The sequence below is a fragment of the Picosynechococcus sp. NKBG15041c genome, assembly GCF_055380235.1.
The window spans coordinates 1,111,633-1,127,205 of record NZ_AP040363.1; the positions used below are offsets into that span (position 1 = coordinate 1,111,633).

14 protein-coding genes and 1 tRNA gene are annotated in these 15,573 nt (G+C 48.4%); 7 read left to right on the forward strand and 8 right to left on the reverse strand.

Features of this window, described 5'->3' with window-relative positions; genetic code table 11:
- Positions 1-167: 167 nt before the first annotated feature.
- Positions 168-1,154 carry an RNA polymerase sigma factor, RpoD/SigA family gene (locus ACZ45B_RS05450; protein ID WP_024544541.1) on the reverse strand — a complete coding sequence of 329 codons (987 nt, stop codon included), beginning with the start codon at positions 1,152-1,154 and terminating at the stop codon, positions 168-170.
- A 939-nt stretch (positions 1,155-2,093) separates the two neighbouring features.
- Between ACZ45B_RS05450 and ACZ45B_RS05455 the strand changes: the two genes are divergently transcribed.
- Positions 2,094-3,326, forward strand: a complete 1,233-nt coding sequence (locus tag ACZ45B_RS05455) for an LL-diaminopimelate aminotransferase (protein WP_024544540.1) — start codon at positions 2,094-2,096, stop codon at positions 3,324-3,326.
- Positions 3,327-3,392: 66 nt separating this feature from the next.
- On the opposite strand, the gene ACZ45B_RS05460 is transcribed toward ACZ45B_RS05455, so the two are convergent.
- The 3 genes from ACZ45B_RS05460 to pyrE all read right to left on the reverse strand — a co-directional run bounded on the left by ACZ45B_RS05460 (position 3,393) and on the right by pyrE (position 5,188).
- Positions 3,393-4,025, reverse strand: a complete 633-nt coding sequence (locus ACZ45B_RS05460) for an esterase/lipase family protein (protein ID WP_024544539.1) — start codon at positions 4,023-4,025, stop codon at positions 3,393-3,395.
- Between the two features lie 37 nt (positions 4,026-4,062).
- Positions 4,063-4,491: a hypothetical protein gene (locus ACZ45B_RS05465; protein WP_024544538.1), complete on the reverse strand. Its 429-nt coding sequence runs from the start codon at positions 4,489-4,491 to the stop codon at positions 4,063-4,065.
- 100 nt (positions 4,492-4,591) lie between these two features.
- Positions 4,592-5,188 carry an orotate phosphoribosyltransferase gene (gene pyrE, locus ACZ45B_RS05470; RefSeq protein ID WP_024544537.1) on the reverse strand — a complete coding sequence of 199 codons (597 nt, stop codon included), beginning with the start codon at positions 5,186-5,188 and terminating at the stop codon, positions 4,592-4,594.
- A 96-nt stretch (positions 5,189-5,284) separates the two neighbouring features.
- On the opposite strand from pyrE, the gene ACZ45B_RS05475 reads away from it, so the two are divergent.
- Positions 5,285-5,701, forward strand: a complete 417-nt coding sequence (locus ACZ45B_RS05475) for a hypothetical protein (protein WP_024544536.1) — start codon at positions 5,285-5,287, stop codon at positions 5,699-5,701.
- Positions 5,702-5,746: 45 nt separating this feature from the next.
- Here ACZ45B_RS05475 and ACZ45B_RS05480 read toward each other — a convergent pair.
- Positions 5,747-5,819: transfer RNA gene (locus tag ACZ45B_RS05480), tRNA-Ile, on the reverse strand.
- A 100-nt stretch (positions 5,820-5,919) separates the two neighbouring features.
- Between ACZ45B_RS05480 and ACZ45B_RS05485 the strand changes: the two genes are divergently transcribed.
- Both ACZ45B_RS05485 and ACZ45B_RS05490 read left to right on the forward strand, forming a co-directional pair.
- Positions 5,920-6,624 carry a hypothetical protein gene (locus ACZ45B_RS05485; protein ID WP_024544535.1) on the forward strand — a complete coding sequence of 235 codons (705 nt, stop codon included), beginning with the start codon at positions 5,920-5,922 and terminating at the stop codon, positions 6,622-6,624.
- A 40-nt stretch (positions 6,625-6,664) separates the two neighbouring features.
- Complete coding sequence (locus tag ACZ45B_RS05490) at positions 6,665-8,116, forward strand: hemolysin family protein (protein ID WP_024544534.1); 1,452 nt, start codon at positions 6,665-6,667, stop codon at positions 8,114-8,116.
- Here the strand turns inward: ACZ45B_RS05490 and psb35 are convergent.
- Positions 8,113-8,316 carry a photosystem II assembly protein Psb35 gene (gene psb35, locus ACZ45B_RS05495; protein ID WP_024544533.1) on the reverse strand — a complete coding sequence of 68 codons (204 nt, stop codon included), beginning with the start codon at positions 8,314-8,316 and terminating at the stop codon, positions 8,113-8,115. The genes ACZ45B_RS05490 and psb35 overlap by 4 nt on opposite strands.
- A gap of 75 nt (positions 8,317-8,391) precedes the next feature.
- On the reverse strand, positions 8,392-9,729 hold the full coding sequence (locus tag ACZ45B_RS05500; RefSeq protein ID WP_464675011.1) for a type IV pilus twitching motility protein PilT: 1,338 nt from the start codon (positions 9,727-9,729) through the stop codon (positions 8,392-8,394).
- 660 nt (positions 9,730-10,389) lie between these two features.
- On the opposite strand from ACZ45B_RS05500, the gene ACZ45B_RS05505 reads away from it, so the two are divergent.
- Together ACZ45B_RS05505 and wecB are read left to right on the forward strand one after the other, a co-directional pair.
- Complete coding sequence (locus tag ACZ45B_RS05505; RefSeq protein ID WP_024544531.1) at positions 10,390-10,761, forward strand: hypothetical protein; 372 nt, start codon at positions 10,390-10,392, stop codon at positions 10,759-10,761.
- A 154-nt stretch (positions 10,762-10,915) separates the two neighbouring features.
- Positions 10,916-12,028 (forward strand): non-hydrolyzing UDP-N-acetylglucosamine 2-epimerase, encoded by a 1,113-nt coding sequence (gene wecB, locus ACZ45B_RS05510; protein ID WP_024544530.1) that lies wholly within the window; start codon positions 10,916-10,918, stop codon positions 12,026-12,028.
- On the opposite strand, the gene ACZ45B_RS05515 is transcribed toward wecB, so the two are convergent.
- Complete coding sequence (locus tag ACZ45B_RS05515) at positions 12,015-12,617, reverse strand: hypothetical protein (RefSeq protein WP_148293390.1); 603 nt, start codon at positions 12,615-12,617, stop codon at positions 12,015-12,017. The two genes, wecB and ACZ45B_RS05515, sit on opposite strands and share 14 nt — an antisense overlap.
- A 203-nt stretch (positions 12,618-12,820) precedes the next feature.
- Between ACZ45B_RS05515 and ACZ45B_RS05520 the strand changes: the two genes are divergently transcribed.
- Positions 12,821-15,562: a valine--tRNA ligase gene (locus tag ACZ45B_RS05520; RefSeq protein WP_024544528.1), complete on the forward strand. Its 2,742-nt coding sequence runs from the start codon at positions 12,821-12,823 to the stop codon at positions 15,560-15,562.
- The last annotated feature ends 11 nt before the right edge of the window (positions 15,563-15,573 follow it).

Sequence of the window (15,573 nt, forward strand, 5' to 3'; positions counted from 1 at the left end):
CCCACCCTGTACATCCTTGAGAGAAAAACACCATCTTTAGAATATGACAATCTAAAAAATAAATCAACAATATTGAGAATCTTTTCTGTTAAAAGCGGGCAAAAAAAAAGATGGAGAAATTTCTCCATCTTGCATAGCCTAAGTCATAGGTGAAAATTTTTAGAAATCTAGCTTGCAGCGAGGTATTCTCGGATCTGCGATCGCCGACGACGGAGATGGTTGAGGGCTTGACGTTCTAATTGGCGCACCCGCTCACGACTGAGGTTCATCCGTTTGCCAATCTTCGCCAAAGAAAGCTCTTTGCCATCATTGAGACCAAAGCGGAGGATAATCACTTCCTGCTGTTGGGCAGTGAGGTCAGCAATGAGATCCCGGAGGTCCTGCTTGAGTAGCTCGTAGGTTACGTTGCGATCAGGGGATTCATCTCGATCTTCCAGGAGATCCATTAACTCGGTATCTTGGTTATCTCCGACCCGAACATCGAGGGAAATGGGATGGCGGGCGATGCGGTAATATTCGCGGATTTGTGCTGGCTCTAGCTCTAGGGCTTCAGCAATTTCAGCAATGGTAGCGGCCCGTCCCAATTCTTGGGCAAGGTAACGCTGGGTTTTCTTGATTTTATTGAGCTTTTCGGTGATGTGGATCGGTAAGCGGATGGTGCGGCCCTGTTGGGCGATCGCCCTGGTGATCGCTTGGCGGATCCACCAATAAGCATAGGTGGAAAATTTGTAGCCCTTGGTGGGGTCAAATTTCTCTACACCCCGCTCAAGACCAAGACTACCCTCTTGGATCAGGTCTAAAAATTCGAGGTTGCGCTTCTGATATTTTTTGGCGATCGCCACCACTAGGCGGAGATTCGCCTCGATCATTTTACGCTTAGCCCGCTCCCCGATATTAATTTCCCGTTGGAGTTCCTTCGGGGTCAGTTGTACCGCCGCCGCCCACTCTTCGAGGGTAATCTCCCGCTCGAGCACATCCACTAAAGCTTGACGACGTTCCTGGAAAACCATAAAACGCTGTACCTGTTTGCCGTAAACAATTTCTTCTTCATGGGTCAAAAGAGGAACACGACCAATTTCCCGAAGATAGGTACGCACCATATCCGCAGAACCTTTGCCATTGTTGGAAGCTTGTTGAAGATTTACTTGAGGCATTGACGCTTTAAACTCCTTAGATCAAAGAACAATATGGTGCAGCCCAAGGGGGCAAAATTTCTTACAAAACGACTTAGGAAGTCACAATCAAAAACATCAGAAATCCTTGAAAGAGTCAAACAACATTGATAGGGAATTTAAAGTTTTTTGATCTTTAAATTGAGTGCTCACTACTTTAGACGTGTAACAACCAGAAAAAGTTCAAATTTGCAGTGATTTTTTTACTGGTCAGCTATTATCGGTTTTCTGTTTTCCATTTTCCCCGATGAAGTAAAGGGGCAAAAGGGGGGCTCCATTCGGGATTACCGAACTCGACAAGCTTTACGCTGAATTTTACTAACCGCACCTAAAGGAATACTTTATGAGGGGTGACCACCTAAACTTGGCGAAATCACGAAATCTTTTCTTGGACAAATTTTCAAAAAAGAATGAAGGTAGTTTGATCACCCTATAATGGCTTGATTTATCTATTTGCAGTGTACTGGCTCGCCTTCATCTAATCAAGTTTTCAAAGAATAAATAATGGAAATTTTTAGCGAATTTTATCGAGGATTAATGTGAAGAAGTTGTGATTTTTTGTTTTTTTGACCAATAAGTCTATTTTATTGTAGTGGTGACTCTATTTTCAAGCAAAAAATTTTAGCAGGACAGATTTTAAAGGATTAGCTCTAGGGTTGTCCCCAGGGTTAGACCAGAGACAAAGCCTTAGCTTTCTCCAGTCGTTTGTCCATGGGGTTCTCTCTGGTGTGTGAGGAAACGAAACTTTTTAGTCAATATGCCAGAATCAATCCGGTTCTAGGGCAGAGTTTCACTTTTTGAAACGGGTTTGGTGTTTGTCAGCGGGGCTTGGCAGCGGCGGTGAAGATCCCCTGCCCCCTTGGTCTAGGGCGTGGGATGATAGATTAATCTGTTTTATGGCTTCTCGCCCCTGATTTTTTTATGGTTAAAATCAACGAAAATTATCTCAAACTAAAGGCAGGCTACCTGTTTCCTGAAATTGCCCGCCGGGTTAATGCCTTCGTTGCGGAAAATCCTAATGCGCCGATCATCAAGTTAGGCATTGGTGATGTCACAGAGCCCCTCCCCGCTGCTTGCCGGGAAGCGATGGCTAAGGCGATCGATGATATGGGCGATCGCGCGAATTTTAAAGGTTATGGCCCCGAACAGGGTTACGGTTGGCTCCGGGAAAAAATTGCAGCCCATGACTTCCAGGCCCGGGGTTGTGAGATCGATGCTTCTGAGATTTTCATCTCCGATGGCTCCAAATGTGACACCGGAAATATTCTCGATATTTTCGGCAAGGATAATATCATCGCCGTCACCGATCCTGTGTATCCGGTTTATGTGGATACCAACGTGATGGCGGGTCACACTGGCGAAGCTGATGAAACTGGGAAATACGCCGGTTTAACTTATATCCCGATCACCGCTGACAATAACTTCGAGGCGCAAATCCCCACAGAGAAAGTTGACCTTATCTACCTCTGCTTCCCCAATAACCCCACCGGGGCGACGGCCACCAAGGCGCAACTCCAAGCTTGGGTAGACTATGCCAAGGCCAACGGCTCCTTGATTTTCTTTGATGCAGCCTACGAAGCTTTCATCACCGAAGAAGGCATTCCCCACTCCATCTATGAGATTGATGGGGCAAAAGATTGTGCGATCGAATTCCGCTCCTTCTCGAAAAATGCTGGTTTTACAGGAACCCGTTGTGCATTTACCGTAGTGCCGAAAAATCTCACTGTAACAGCCTCCAATGGCGAAGAGGTACAGCTCTGGAGCCTCTGGAACCGCCGTCAGTCCACAAAATTCAATGGGGTTTCCTACATTGTCCAGCGGGGTGCAGAAGCCGTCTATTCCGAAGCTGGCCAAGCCCAAATCAAGGAACTGATTAGTTTCTATCTGGAAAATGCGGCGATTATCCGCCGGGAGCTTGCTGCGGTGGGCTTTGATGTTTACGGTGGCGTTAATGCTCCCTATGTGTGGGTAAAAACACCAGCAGGTTTATCCAGTTGGGATTTCTTTGATAAGTTGCTGATCAACTGCAATGTAGTCGGCACACCGGGTTCTGGGTTTGGGGCTGCCGGGGAAGGTTATTTCCGAATTTCTGCCTTTAACAGCCGGGAAAATGTGCTCGAAGCGATGAAACGAATTACCGCTGCTTTCCAATAGAATGATTGGATAATTTTTGATTTTCCTACAGACTCACTGCGGTGGGTCTTTTTTTTACCCGAATGATTACTGCACCCCTTGGAGGCGATCGCCTTGGTGAAAAATGTCCCGAACGATCCGTTGCAGTTGGGGGTGATTCATCATAAAGGTGTGGAGTACCGGCAGTTGAATCACCCGATCCGTGGGGGTCAGGTGGGTTTCTGTCAGGGCCACAATGCCATCATTGGGTTCATTGCCAAAGGGACTGAATTTTCCCCGGGGGCCACCAGTACCCGCAATAACGGTGTAGGGTATCTGCAATGTTGGTAGAGTGCTGTAGAATTTTTCGTCGGTCAAATTAAAGCCACAGTTCCCCGTCCACCACCGGAAAGGGGGCAACTGCCAGGCCAAGGCCGCAAGGCGAGGTGGCTGGTTTGGGGTCCCCAACATCACCACTTGAGTCGGTGCGGGGGTGTGGGGACAGGCGAGGGCGGCGCGGGTTAAAACGCCCCCCAGGGAATGGGCCACAATCCCATAGAGACTGTTTTGGGCGATCGCCTGAATTTTTTGGCGGAGCCGGGTGACAATTTGCTCAAAACTTTCAGCGGCGGCAAAATAACCAAACTGCTCTGTTTCCCAACCGTAATGTCGTAGGTATAGCTCGAGGCCCAGTAGGGAAAAAGGCGTCCGACTGAGGCCGTGGATACACAAAATTTTCATAAAATGCCTGCCCATGCGCCGCGTGCAACACAAACCACTAAGCGGCGGGAATTGCTTTCCTCTGTCGATGGTAGCGTTTTTGCAGCCATTTAAACGACACCAGATTGAGCAACAGGCCGATCGCCAACAGCAGGACCATCAAAATCAACTGATACCAAGGCGCGCTGACGGCAATATCGGCGATGAGATGGCCCAGATTCAGCACCGAATAAACCACCGTGATCCCAAAATGCGATCGCTGAAACCCGATACTTTGGGTAAAGGTCGTCAGGATGATCAGCACCATTGGGATCGCAAAAAAGAAGAGCATAAACCCGAATACGGCATCCAGATTTTCTCCCGCATGGGAATGCTCCACCGCCATGTCATGAAATAGCGGCATCAAACCCAAGTCAGTGTGAAATAACGTCCCCAACAGAAAGGCTGTCCAGAGGGCATTGATCTGGGCGATGTAACGATTGGCCATGGCCTTAACGCAGCTCCACAATCGCTATTTGCTTCAGTCATAGCACCATAACTTTTTCCCAGCCAAGGGAAAGTTCACCAATCATTACGCAGGGGCTTATTTAACGCTGTAGGGCTCGGTAGGCGGCCTGCACATCTTTGATCGTAAAGAGACTAGAAAATTTGAGGTTTTGGCTCGCGTAGAATTCCGCGCCCCCCTGTTGGCGATCGACAAGGGCAATAATTTCACTGACTTCATAACCCGCTGCCTGGAGACGTTCGACGGCTTGGGCGGCAGATTTTCCGGTGGTCACCACATCTTCAAGGACAACCACCTTTGCCCCCGCTGGCAGGACAGGGCCTTCGATATACGCTTGGGTGCCATGACCTTTGGCTTGCTTGCGGATAATGAGGGCCGGAATGGGACGATTTTCATAGGCAGAAACGACACTGACTGCACTGACAATCGGGTCAGCACCGAGGGTTAAACCTGCCACCGCTGCTACATCTTGGTCTAGTTGGGACAAAATCAAGCGACCAATCAGGAGAGCCCCTTCAGCGGTGAGAGTCACCAGCTTGCCATTGATGTAATAGGTGCTTTTTTGCCCAGAGGAAAGGGTGAAGTCACCTTCTTTATAGGCATCGGTAGCAATGTGCTCAAGGAGAGCCTGTTTGAGGCTAGCTTGGTCGGCGGTTAGGAGATCAGTCAGGGAAGGCATATTGTTATGAATTTCGGTATCGAGAAAACTTGACCAAATAGGTTTTGTGAGCAAAGATGCTGGTAAAGACTCGGATTTTTTTAAGGGTGCAGTGCCATGAAGAAATGGTTTCATCATTTAACCACAGTTCTTGCGGTTGGGGCGGCGGTCCAGGGAATCGGCCAACAGGCGATCGCCCAGACCTATCTCGAAGGCAGATACCCCACCTACCCAGAACATACAAATGATGTGTTTACGCGGGCGCTTTACTACGAATCCCGAGATACCTTCGAAAGCTTTAGAACGGGACAAGTGCTCAATGACTATTTTGGCGTTTCCCCCTTTGGCATCGATGGTTCTGGCTATCCTGAACACCGTGCCAAGCGCGATATCAAGAAAATAGACATCCTCTACCGCGACATTATGTTGCAACAGGTGGGCAGCGACCCGGTGATCCGCACCCAAGATTTACCTAATCCGTTTAGTTCTTCTCTTTTGACGGAAGGATCTATGGGGAATACCCCCGGCTATTAGGCTTTGTCCGAGCGTCCCTAGGCAATATCCGAATGGCGTCTGTGATCCAGGGTGCAGGAGTTGAACCTGCCTGGGACGAATTATGAGTTCGTTGCCTAAACCGCTCGGCCAACCCTGGTTAGTTTGTCAGGAAAATTTTTAAAGTAAATTTTGCCCACAGGCTATCATAATACAATTTCTCCTCTCCTCAAAAACAACCCTTCCGTTGGCGATCGCCTATGAAGTTCCAGACCACTTTGGCCTACACCCTGCTGCTACTCCTTGCTATGTTTGGCGCTGGAACTGTTAGTGCCCTTTATGGATTTACAGTGGGATACAGCGCCCTCCAAGGGGTCAAACAGCCGGAAGGAAATCCAAGCCAAAAATTACTGCAGAGTAGCCGTCAAAACAACGCAGCTGACAATCTAGAACCCGAACCAGAATTCGTCTCGGAACGCTCGATTATTGTGGCTGTCTATGACCACATCCAGGCCCAGGAAAAAAATCTCCAGAAGCAAGAAACAACACCTGCAGATGAGGAAGATGATTTTATTGCAGTGGCAGAGCCTGAGACCGAAACTAGCCCTACGGAAACGGCGACTTTTCCTCTCAAAGCCCAAGTAGCAGATCTAAACCTAGAGATTACTAAGGGGGAAATGTCTGGTAATGACTGGCTGATGGAGGTCAATATTCAAAACAATGGCCAAGAATCAGTAAACTTTTTGTACAACTTTCTGGAAGTGACCAGTGATGATGGTCGTCTCCTCAGTACCCAGACCGAAGGGCTGCCGAATGAAATTCCGGCAAACCGTCAACAATATTCGGGAATAATCCGTATCCCAGCGGTGATTTTAGAGGAAACAAAAACTTTGACATTACAGCTTGAAGACTATCCCGAACGGGAGATTTCCTTAGAAATCGCCAATATTCCAGTGGTACGTTAAAGGAAATAGATTGCGCCTGTAGGGGTCGTCGGAAAATCTCATGTTATCGAGTGGTGAAATTTTAGTTCGCTTGCTGTCTGTACTGTTGCTGATTGCCATTAATGCTTTTTTTGTAACGGCAGAATTTTCAATTGTTTCGGTGCGGCGATCGCGCATTAGTCAATTGATTGCGACGGGAGATGCCCAGGCCAGAATGGTCCAGACACTCCAATCACACCTAGAGCGGCTTTTATCTACAACCCAATTGGGGATCACCCTTTCGAGTTTGGCCCTGGGTTGGATCGGCGAAGATACCATGGGGACAGTGATTGCCCAGGCATTAGTGGCTCTACCTTTACCGAGCAACTGGATTCAACCTCTGGCAATGTCTGTATCCATCCCGTTGGCTTTTCTCTTGATTGCCTACTTGCAGATTGTCCTTGGGGAATTGTGTCCTAAGTCTGTGGCCCTTTCCCATGCGGAAGAAATGGCCCGGTGGTTGGCCCCCCCTAGTTTGGCGATCGCCCGCATTTTTAAGCCCTTTATCTGGATTTTGAACCAATCCAATCGTTTACTACTGCGGTTGGGGGGGATTGCGCCGATTCAACAGGGGCTCTGGTATGACCGCCTCACCCCAGAGGAATTGCAGCTGATCATCACCACAGAACAAGAATCAATGGGTTTAGAAGCAGAAGAACGGGAACTTTTAAGCAATGTGATCGAGTTTGGTGATGTGGTAGCCGAAGAAATTATGACCCCCCGCACCAAAGTCCATGCGATCGCCAGGGAAGCAAGTCTCCAGAAATTTCTCCAAAAGGTCAGTCAAACAAATCATTCTGGTTATCCAGTCTACGGAGATTCCATCGATGACATCATTGGCTTTATCCGTTTTCGTGACCTTGCTAAGCCCCTCGCTGCCGAAACCATTGATCTCAATACTCCAATCACCCCCTGGATTCGTCCCATTCCTTTTGTCGCTGAGGGTACACCCATTGCAGATTTGCTGCCAAAAATGCAACGGACAAAACAGCCGATGGTGATGGTGGTGGATGAATTTGGGGGGACAGCAGGCCTCGTGACTCTCAAGGACATTATCAACGAAATCATTGGGGATGAACTGGACAATCATCCCAATACCCCCCCTGTTTTTAAGGCCCTAGACCGCCAGACATTCTTAGTGGATGCCCAAATTGATCTAGAAGAACTCAATGAACTCTTGAGTATCGAGCTTCCTTATACCGACGATTATCAAACCCTCAGTGGTTTTTTGCTTTATCAATGGCAGAAGATTCCTCATCTGGGTGAGTCATTTCAATATGAAGGCCTTAAGTTTCAGGTAATGGCCATTGATGGGCCCCGTCTGCAACAGGTAAAGATCACCCGTAATCCTTCTGATATTGAGGCGATCGCCGAATTAGACTTTTCGGTAGAGCCCGAAAGTCACCCAGATGTAGAAGAAATCCTCGGCGCTGAATCCGAGCTTAAATCTTCTGGAGAAATCGATGAATTTTAGTCTTGGGGCTCTCTTTTCTGGAGATCAGGAATCACATCTGGGCGCTGCGCATCTTCCCAACCCGTAGGGCGCTTGGAGTTGAAAAACGCGATCAAACCAATGGATACTGCCGCCACAAATCCCACCACATAAACAAGGGTGAAGTAGAGCGGAAAGGATTGTCCCGTTGCGGCTAAAAGAAAAGGTGAGAAATTGTGCATAGGGTCTTGTTTGTTACAATTCGTTACAAGCTTACCAAGAAATTGGGCGATCGCCTTCGACAGTCGCCCTGTTGCCTAGATTCGTCCCCGGAGCATCATTGCCATTTCGTTGGGGGTCGGTGATTTCTCCAGGGCAATTTCTTCTGTAATTCGGCCTTCTTGGTAGAGGTTAAACAGGGACTGGTTCATGGTGACCATGCCGTCAAATTCCCCATGTTGCATCAGTTCTAGCATTTTGTCGTACTGGCCCCCGACAATGTAATCCTTCATGGTTTCTGTATTCACCAAGATGTCATGGTAGGCAGCCCGCTTGCCATCTGTGGTGCGACAAAGACCCTGGGCAATGACTGAAACAAGAGATTCGGCGATCGCCACCTTCATGGCATTCTGCTCCTCCGCACTGTAGAGGTTCAGAATCCGCTCAATAGTCTTAATTGCGCTATTAGTGTGGAGTGTACCCATCACAAGGTGACCTGTTTGGGCCGCTTTCAAAGCCGTATTTACCGTTTCCTTATCCCGCATTTCCCCCACGAGAATAATGTCCGGATCTTCCCGGAGTGCCGCCTTGAGGGCATTGTCAAATTTGAGGGTATGTTGACCGACTTCCCGGTGCTTAATCAAAGACTTTCGACTCTGGTGCACAAATTCAATCGGGTCTTCAATGGTGATGATATTTTTGGCGTGGGTTTTATTGATGTAGTCCACCATCGCCGCCATGGTCGTCGATTTTCCAGAACCCGTCGGCCCGGTCACTAACACTAGCCCTTTTTCTGCATCAGAAATATTTTTGAATACTGGCGGCAGACGCAGCTGTTCCATCGTCAGGATTTTTAAAGGAATCAGACGCAGCACGAGGGATGGCCCATGGAGAGAATCAAAAACATTAATCCGCACCCGGGCAAACTCATATTGTGTCGCACCATCAAAATCGAGGGTATCCCTAAAACGCTGGATCTCTTGAGGTTTGAGCACCTCATGGAGCCAAGCATAAAAAGTTTCCTCATCCGTCACCGGGTATTCGGTCAACACCATTTCACCGCGATCGCGATACCGAGGAATCTCTCCAACTCCGAGGTGCACATCTGAAAAACTTTCCTTATGGGCACGTACCACCAACTCCTGCAAACTGGGTTGCCCCGGGCCTCGCTGGGGGAGGCGTTCTACATTCGACCCTAAGTATTGGCGGGGGGGTGCCGGGGGGGGGGGCGGCGGCATCCGCTGGAGAGGTGGCGGTGGAGCTGGACGAGATTGAGCTGGGGCAGGGGGCCGTTGCTTCTGGGGCATGATGATCTGGGTCTCGTCCCGTTGAACTTTGGCTTGAGGACGCGCTGTAATAATCTGGGTTGCTTCATTGAGAGGAGGGGCAGGGGGCCGAGAATCCGTGGGACGGTTGGGAAGCAGAGGATCGCTCATGGGCATTTTTCCGCAGTGAAGAAAACAGAAAGTAAGGTAAGAATCGGATCGCAAAATCAGTAAGCCCTACGAACAAAGTCTGCATTACTGACTATCTCTTCTATCGTAGCTCGAAACCTTCTTTCTACTTCAGACAAAAACATTAAGGAAAGTCGCTGTTCCTAAGACTGTCACAATGTTTCAATAGACTGCAGCAAAACACTTAAGTGAACATCTCATTAATGATTGGTGAGCTGATAATTTTCCTTGGCCTGTCGCCCAAGCTTTTGAAAATGATTTTGATTGGTAACTATCTGAGCATTATCACAGAGTAAATATAAAGAAACATGAAGGAAATTCATAGATAAAAAACATCATTTCAGTCGATCGCCGATCAGTTTTGAAGATTCTATGGTTCAGGATGAAATAGGATGAGTATTAATCGCTATTTCTAAAGGAATATGAAAGTCAAAAAGCCTGACATATGGGCATTTTCTGGAAATAAGTCTATTTTTTTAGCACAAAAAAAGAGCCCGGAAATTAATTTATGTAAAGAGCTTCTCATTTTTCTTGAATTGCTGTTTATACTATTTATTATCGAAAGGGCATCAGTAACATGAAAAACGATGCGCCTAACTTAAGTTTTCAACAACTAAACATATCCCTCGGAGGGAACAGATTATGGACTTCTCATCGACCCATAGCTGGGATTCAGGCTATTTATCTATTCTGCTCAAAAGCTTTTTGATCTGGAGCTTCACCCTGCTTGTTTGCTTATTAGTTGTGGGTTTTCCAATTGTAGTTCTCATGATGACCATTGGCTCATTGATGGCAATTGTACTTCAGTCTATTCTGCCAATTAGTGCTGTTTTAGTGGTTGCTGGTACTATCATTGGGGGAACCTTAATGGGGATTTTAGCTGCTGCTGCTATGCTGACGATTAAAGGTGTTCACCCCCAAGATGTCACTTGGTTAACATGGCTCCGTGGGGACGAAGAAGTTGCTTCTGATTCTGTGTTTGCAGCTTGTCCTTTGACTTGCAAGATTAGCTAAAGATCATTTACTTACTCAGTTGATATGTATTTCAGAAAGTTCATAATTTTAGGATGAGAATACAAAATTTTTGGGTTGCCCGGTAATTTACCGGGTTTTTTTGTGACTGCCAACGAAGTCGGTAAAATGGGGAGGACTTTTTGAGAAGTGTTTTATGCCCTCAGTTTGTATCACCCTTGGGACTCGTCCGGAAGCGATTAAACTAGCCCCTGTGATTCGGCAGTTCCGGAGCCAGCCTGATTTCCAAACCCATGTAATTTTGACGGGTCAGCACCGGGAGATGGTGGATCAGGTGATGCAGTGGTTTGATCTGCGGGCTGATGATGATTTGGCAATCATGCAGCCGGGACAAACTTTATCGGAGATTACCTGCCGTAGTTTGATTGGCTTAGAGGCGATCTATCGGCAGTTATCGCCGGATATTGTGTTGGTACAGGGGGACACGACAACGGCTTTTGCGGCGGCCCTGACAGCTTTTTACCAACAGATCCCCGTGGGCCACGTGGAGGCGGGTTTGCGGACGGATAATTTGCTGAATCCTTTTCCGGAGGAGGCCAATCGACGGCTGATTTCTCAGATTGCGCAGCTTCATTTTGCGCCCACAACCCAGGCGATCGCCAACCTCAAGAAAGCCGACATTCTGGGAGGACTATACTGCACGGGGAATACAGTAATTGATGCGTTGTTAACCGTTGCGGCCTCGAATCCCCCCTGCGATATTCCTGGATTAGATTGGGACAGTAAGCGTGTAATTTTAGCGACGGTGCATCGCCGGGAGAACTGGGGAGAACCCCTCCAGGATATTTTGCAAGGGTTTCTCCGGATTGTTGATGCTTTCCCAGATGTGGCGATCCTGTTACCCATGCACCGTAATCCCACTGTCCGGGAACCGATTCAAAGGGCTTTAGGCAATCACCCCCAAATTTTCTTGACGGAGCCTTTAGATTATCCTCAGCTTGTGGGAGCGATGCAGCGTTGTTTTCTGCTCTTAACTGATTCGGGAGGATTGCAGGAAGAAGCACCAAGCCTTGGTAAGCCAGTGTTAGTACTCCGGGAAACTACAGAGCGGCCCGAAGCGGTGACAGCGGGAACTGCCCAGTTGGTAGGGACTGCCCAGGACGAAATTTTTCGGATGACCCAGATCCTTCTGACAGACAAGGTCATCTATGAGCAGATGGCCAGTGCCGTTAATCCTTTTGGGGATGGTACGAGCTCAGCACAAATTCTCCAGATTGTCCGAGATTTTCTTCAGTCTAGGGCCATTTAAAATCGCGGGCAGGGGCCGAATTGACAAATTCTTCGAGATTGAGACCACTGCTGGTCTGAATTCGATTTTGATTCTGGAGGGTACTGTCCATTTCTTCTGGGCCAGTGCGGAAAGATTCTAAATTTTGGGAATTTTGCGGGCCTGAGTTGGGGGGGGCGGTGGTTACGGCTTCTGGGGGTTGGCTTGCGGGAGAAGGATCTGTCCCAGGGCTGGGAAGAGCGAGGGGCTGACTGCTAAAGGTCGGAATGCGAATTCCGGCCCAATAGTTAGGATAGGTGGGCACGCCTGGTTGATTTGCCGCAAATTCGGGAATCGCGGCGGGAATTTGGCTAAGGGCGGCGGCGGAATTATCTTCGTAGTCTTTTAGAATTTGTTCGCGGTCATCTTCTGGGGCAAAGGTGGCTGTCGAGGGTTCAGCTGCCATGGCGTTAAGGTCTGAATCCTCGGTTTCAAAAGTTTCCATTGTCCCTTCAGCTGTGGTTTCTTCGGCGGGGCGATCGCCTCCTTTGGTCAGGCCAGCCACCGTTGGCATAAGGATTGCCCCAGCCAAAAATAAACCACCATACAGAAAATACTCTTGCTTTGCCATGTTACTCAGAGATGTGCGATTCTCCATCCCTTCTAACATATTGCGGCGGCCCTTGGATGGGGAAAGCTCAATCTTCAAATGCCCAGGCGATCGCCTAAATCCGAAGAAGTTTCGAGAGAACCAAGCCCCATGGCGCAATCTGGAACAAAAATCGCTTTACAATAGAGCATCTCTAGCAATTTTTATCCTCGATAGACGGCTCCATGACTACCGAAATCCCAAATCTTCCCAGTCAGTATGATCCCCACAACACAGAAAATAAGTGGCAACAGACTTGGCTCGATCAAGCGGTGTTTCGGGCAGACCCCAGCCAAAAAGGCGAACCATTTTGTATCGTGATTCCGCCCCCCAACGTCACGGGGAAACTCCACATGGGCCACGCTTTTAATACATCTCTCATCGATACAGTTGTGCGTTATCAACGGATGAAGGGAAAAAATGTTCTTTGTTTGCCAGGGACAGATCACGCCAGTATTGCGGTACAAACCCTAGTAGAAAAGCAACTGAAAGCAGAGGGCATTACACGCCAGGATATTGGCCGAGAAAAATTTTTAGAAAAGGCTTGGGCCTGGCGGGAGGAATCTGGCGGGGCGATCGTCAATCAGCTTAAACGCCTTGGCCTCTCTGCTGACTGGACAAGGGAACGGTTTACCCTAGATGCAGATCTCTGTGAAGCGGTGAAAAAAGCCTTCATCACCCTCTACGAAGAAGGTTTAATCTATCGCGGTAATTATCTGGTGAACTGGTGTCCCGAATCTCAGTCCGCCGTCTCCGATCTGGAAGTTGAAAATAAAGAGATTGATGGCCATCTCTGGCATTTCCGCTATCCCTTGAGCGATAGCAGCGGCTTTGTGGAAGTGGCAACCACCCGACCAGAAACGATGCTCGGTGATACTGGTGTTGCGGTGAATCCCAATGATGCTCGCTACAAAGATTTAATTGGGAAAACCTTAACGCTACCCATTGTCGGGCGAGAAATTCCGATTTTTGCCGATGAACATGTTGATCCAGAATTTGGGACGGGTTGTGTAAAGGTTACGCCAGCCCATGATCCCAATGATTTCGAGATGGGTAAACGCCATAACCTCGCGTTCATCAACATCATGAATAAAGATGGCACGTTGAATGAAAATGCGGGTATCTTTGCGGGTCAGGATCGCTTCGAGGCGCGAAAAAATCTCGTTGCCAAATTGAAAGAAGAGGGTGTTCTCGTCAAAACCGAGGATTATCGTCACAGTGTTCCCCACAGCGATCGCGGTAAAGTTCCCGTAGAGCCGTTACTTTCGACGCAATGGTTTGTCAAAATTGACCCGATGGCAAAGCAAACCCTCGCCTTTTTGGATGAAGATAATCAACCCAATTATGTGCCGGAACGGTGGCGCAAGGTTTATCGGGATTGGCTCGTCAAGCTGAATGATTGGTGCATTTCTCGTCAGTTGTGGTGGGGCCATCAGATTCCGGCTTGGTATGTGGTCAGTGAAACCAACGGCGAAATTCAGGATCACACGCCCTTTATCGTTGCCCATGATGAAGCAGAGGCACAAGAAAAGGCGATCGCCACCTACGGCACAGACTGCAAACTGGAACAGGATCCTGACGTGTTGGATACGTGGTTTTCCTCTGGGTTATGGCCGTTCTCAACTCTCGGCTGGCCCGACGAAAATTCGGCAGATTTCCAAAAATATTTCCCGAATAGCGTTCTCGTTACTGGATTTGACATTATCTTTTTCTGGGTGGCGCGGATGACGATGATGTCCAGCCATTTCACTGGCAAAATTCCCTTTAAGGATGTCTACATTCACGGTTTGGTGCGGGACGAAAACGGCAAAAAAATGTCGAAATCGGCAAATAATGGCATCGATCCCCTGTTAATGTGCGATCGCTACGGCACAGATGCGTTGCGTTATACCCTAATCCGCGAAGTCGCTGGGGCAGGGCAGGATATCAGCTTGCAATACGACCGCGACACCGATGAATCCCAGTCTGTGGAAGCTTCCCGCAATTTCGCCAATAAACTCTGGAATGCGGCGCGGTTTGTGATGATGAACCTTGAGGGCAAATCCCCTGAAACCCTCGGCCGTCCTGCTGAAGCGGATTTGGAACTCAGCGATCGCTGGATTCTGTCCCGTCTCCATCAGGCGATCGCCCAAACCCACCAAAGCCTTGAAAATTACGGTTTGGGGGAAGCCGCAAAATCCCTCTATGAATTTATTCGCGGTGATTTCTGCGATTGGTATATCGAATTAGCTAAACCCCGTCTCTACGCCAAAGAAGAAGCCGAGCAAGCTTCCCGTAAGGTTGCTCAACAAATTTTGGCATGGGTTTTAGAGGATATTCTCAAATTGTTGCATCCTTTCATGCCGCACATTACCGAGGAAATTTGGCAGACCCTCACCCAAGCCGACAGTCAGAAATTTTTGGCGGCGGCCCAATTCCCCGCAGAAAATGCTGCATTCATTGATGAAGCTCTGGAAACTGAATTTACGCTGCTGATCGAAACGATTCGTGTGATCCGCAATCTACGGGCGGAGGCGGGCATCAAACCCGGGGCAATGGTTGGGGTGATTCTTCAAAGTGAAGCGAAAACCGAACTCGATACCCTCGCTAAAGGGGAAGCTTACATTCTCAAATCTGCCAAAGTCGAAACCCTTAACCTTACTGGTACTGTGGATCCTGAACTCAAACAGGCGATCGCTGGTGTTGTGGGGACAATTCAAGTACTAATTCCCCTCGAAGGATTGGTTGATGTTCCCGCGCTTTGTGCAAAACTAGAGAAAAATCTTGCGAAGGTTGAGAAAGAAATTCAATCCCTCAACAAGCGCTTAGACAATCCCGGATTTGTGAACAAAGCCCCCGCAGAGGTCATCCAAGGAGCCCAGGCTACCCTGGTTGAAGCGGAAGCCCAACGCTCTATTCTGACAGAACGATTACATCGGCTCCAGTAATACTTGTTTGC

Excerpts from the sequence above, each read along its gene's own strand:
- ACZ45B_RS05490 (WP_024544534.1), top strand. The coding sequence starts at position 6,665 with ATGTTATCGAGTGGTGAAATTTTAGTTCGCTTGCTGTCTGTACTGTTG.
- ACZ45B_RS05505 (WP_024544531.1), top strand. The coding sequence starts at position 10,390 with ATGGACTTCTCATCGACCCATAGCTGGGATTCAGGCTATTTATCTATT.
- ACZ45B_RS05460 (WP_024544539.1), bottom strand. The coding sequence starts at position 4,025 with ATGAAAATTTTGTGTATCCACGGCCTCAGTCGGACGCCTTTTTCCCTA.
- ACZ45B_RS05465 (WP_024544538.1), bottom strand. The coding sequence starts at position 4,491 with ATGGCCAATCGTTACATCGCCCAGATCAATGCCCTCTGGACAGCCTTT.
- ACZ45B_RS05515 (WP_148293390.1), bottom strand. The coding sequence starts at position 12,617 with ATGGCAAAGCAAGAGTATTTTCTGTATGGTGGTTTATTTTTGGCTGGG.
- ACZ45B_RS05500 (WP_464675011.1), bottom strand. The coding sequence starts at position 9,729 with ATGAGCGATCCTCTGCTTCCCAACCGTCCCACGGATTCTCGGCCCCCT.
- ACZ45B_RS05450 (WP_024544541.1), bottom strand. The coding sequence starts at position 1,154 with ATGCCTCAAGTAAATCTTCAACAAGCTTCCAACAATGGCAAAGGTTCT.
- ACZ45B_RS05455 (WP_024544540.1), top strand. The coding sequence starts at position 2,094 with ATGGTTAAAATCAACGAAAATTATCTCAAACTAAAGGCAGGCTACCTG.
- ACZ45B_RS05485 (WP_024544535.1), top strand. The coding sequence starts at position 5,920 with ATGAAGTTCCAGACCACTTTGGCCTACACCCTGCTGCTACTCCTTGCT.
- ACZ45B_RS05520 (WP_024544528.1), top strand. The coding sequence starts at position 12,821 with ATGACTACCGAAATCCCAAATCTTCCCAGTCAGTATGATCCCCACAAC.
- psb35 (WP_024544533.1), bottom strand. The coding sequence starts at position 8,316 with ATGCACAATTTCTCACCTTTTCTTTTAGCCGCAACGGGACAATCCTTT.
- ACZ45B_RS05475 (WP_024544536.1), top strand. The coding sequence starts at position 5,285 with ATGAAGAAATGGTTTCATCATTTAACCACAGTTCTTGCGGTTGGGGCG.
- pyrE (WP_024544537.1), bottom strand. The coding sequence starts at position 5,188 with ATGCCTTCCCTGACTGATCTCCTAACCGCCGACCAAGCTAGCCTCAAA.
- wecB (WP_024544530.1), top strand. The coding sequence starts at position 10,916 with ATGCCCTCAGTTTGTATCACCCTTGGGACTCGTCCGGAAGCGATTAAA.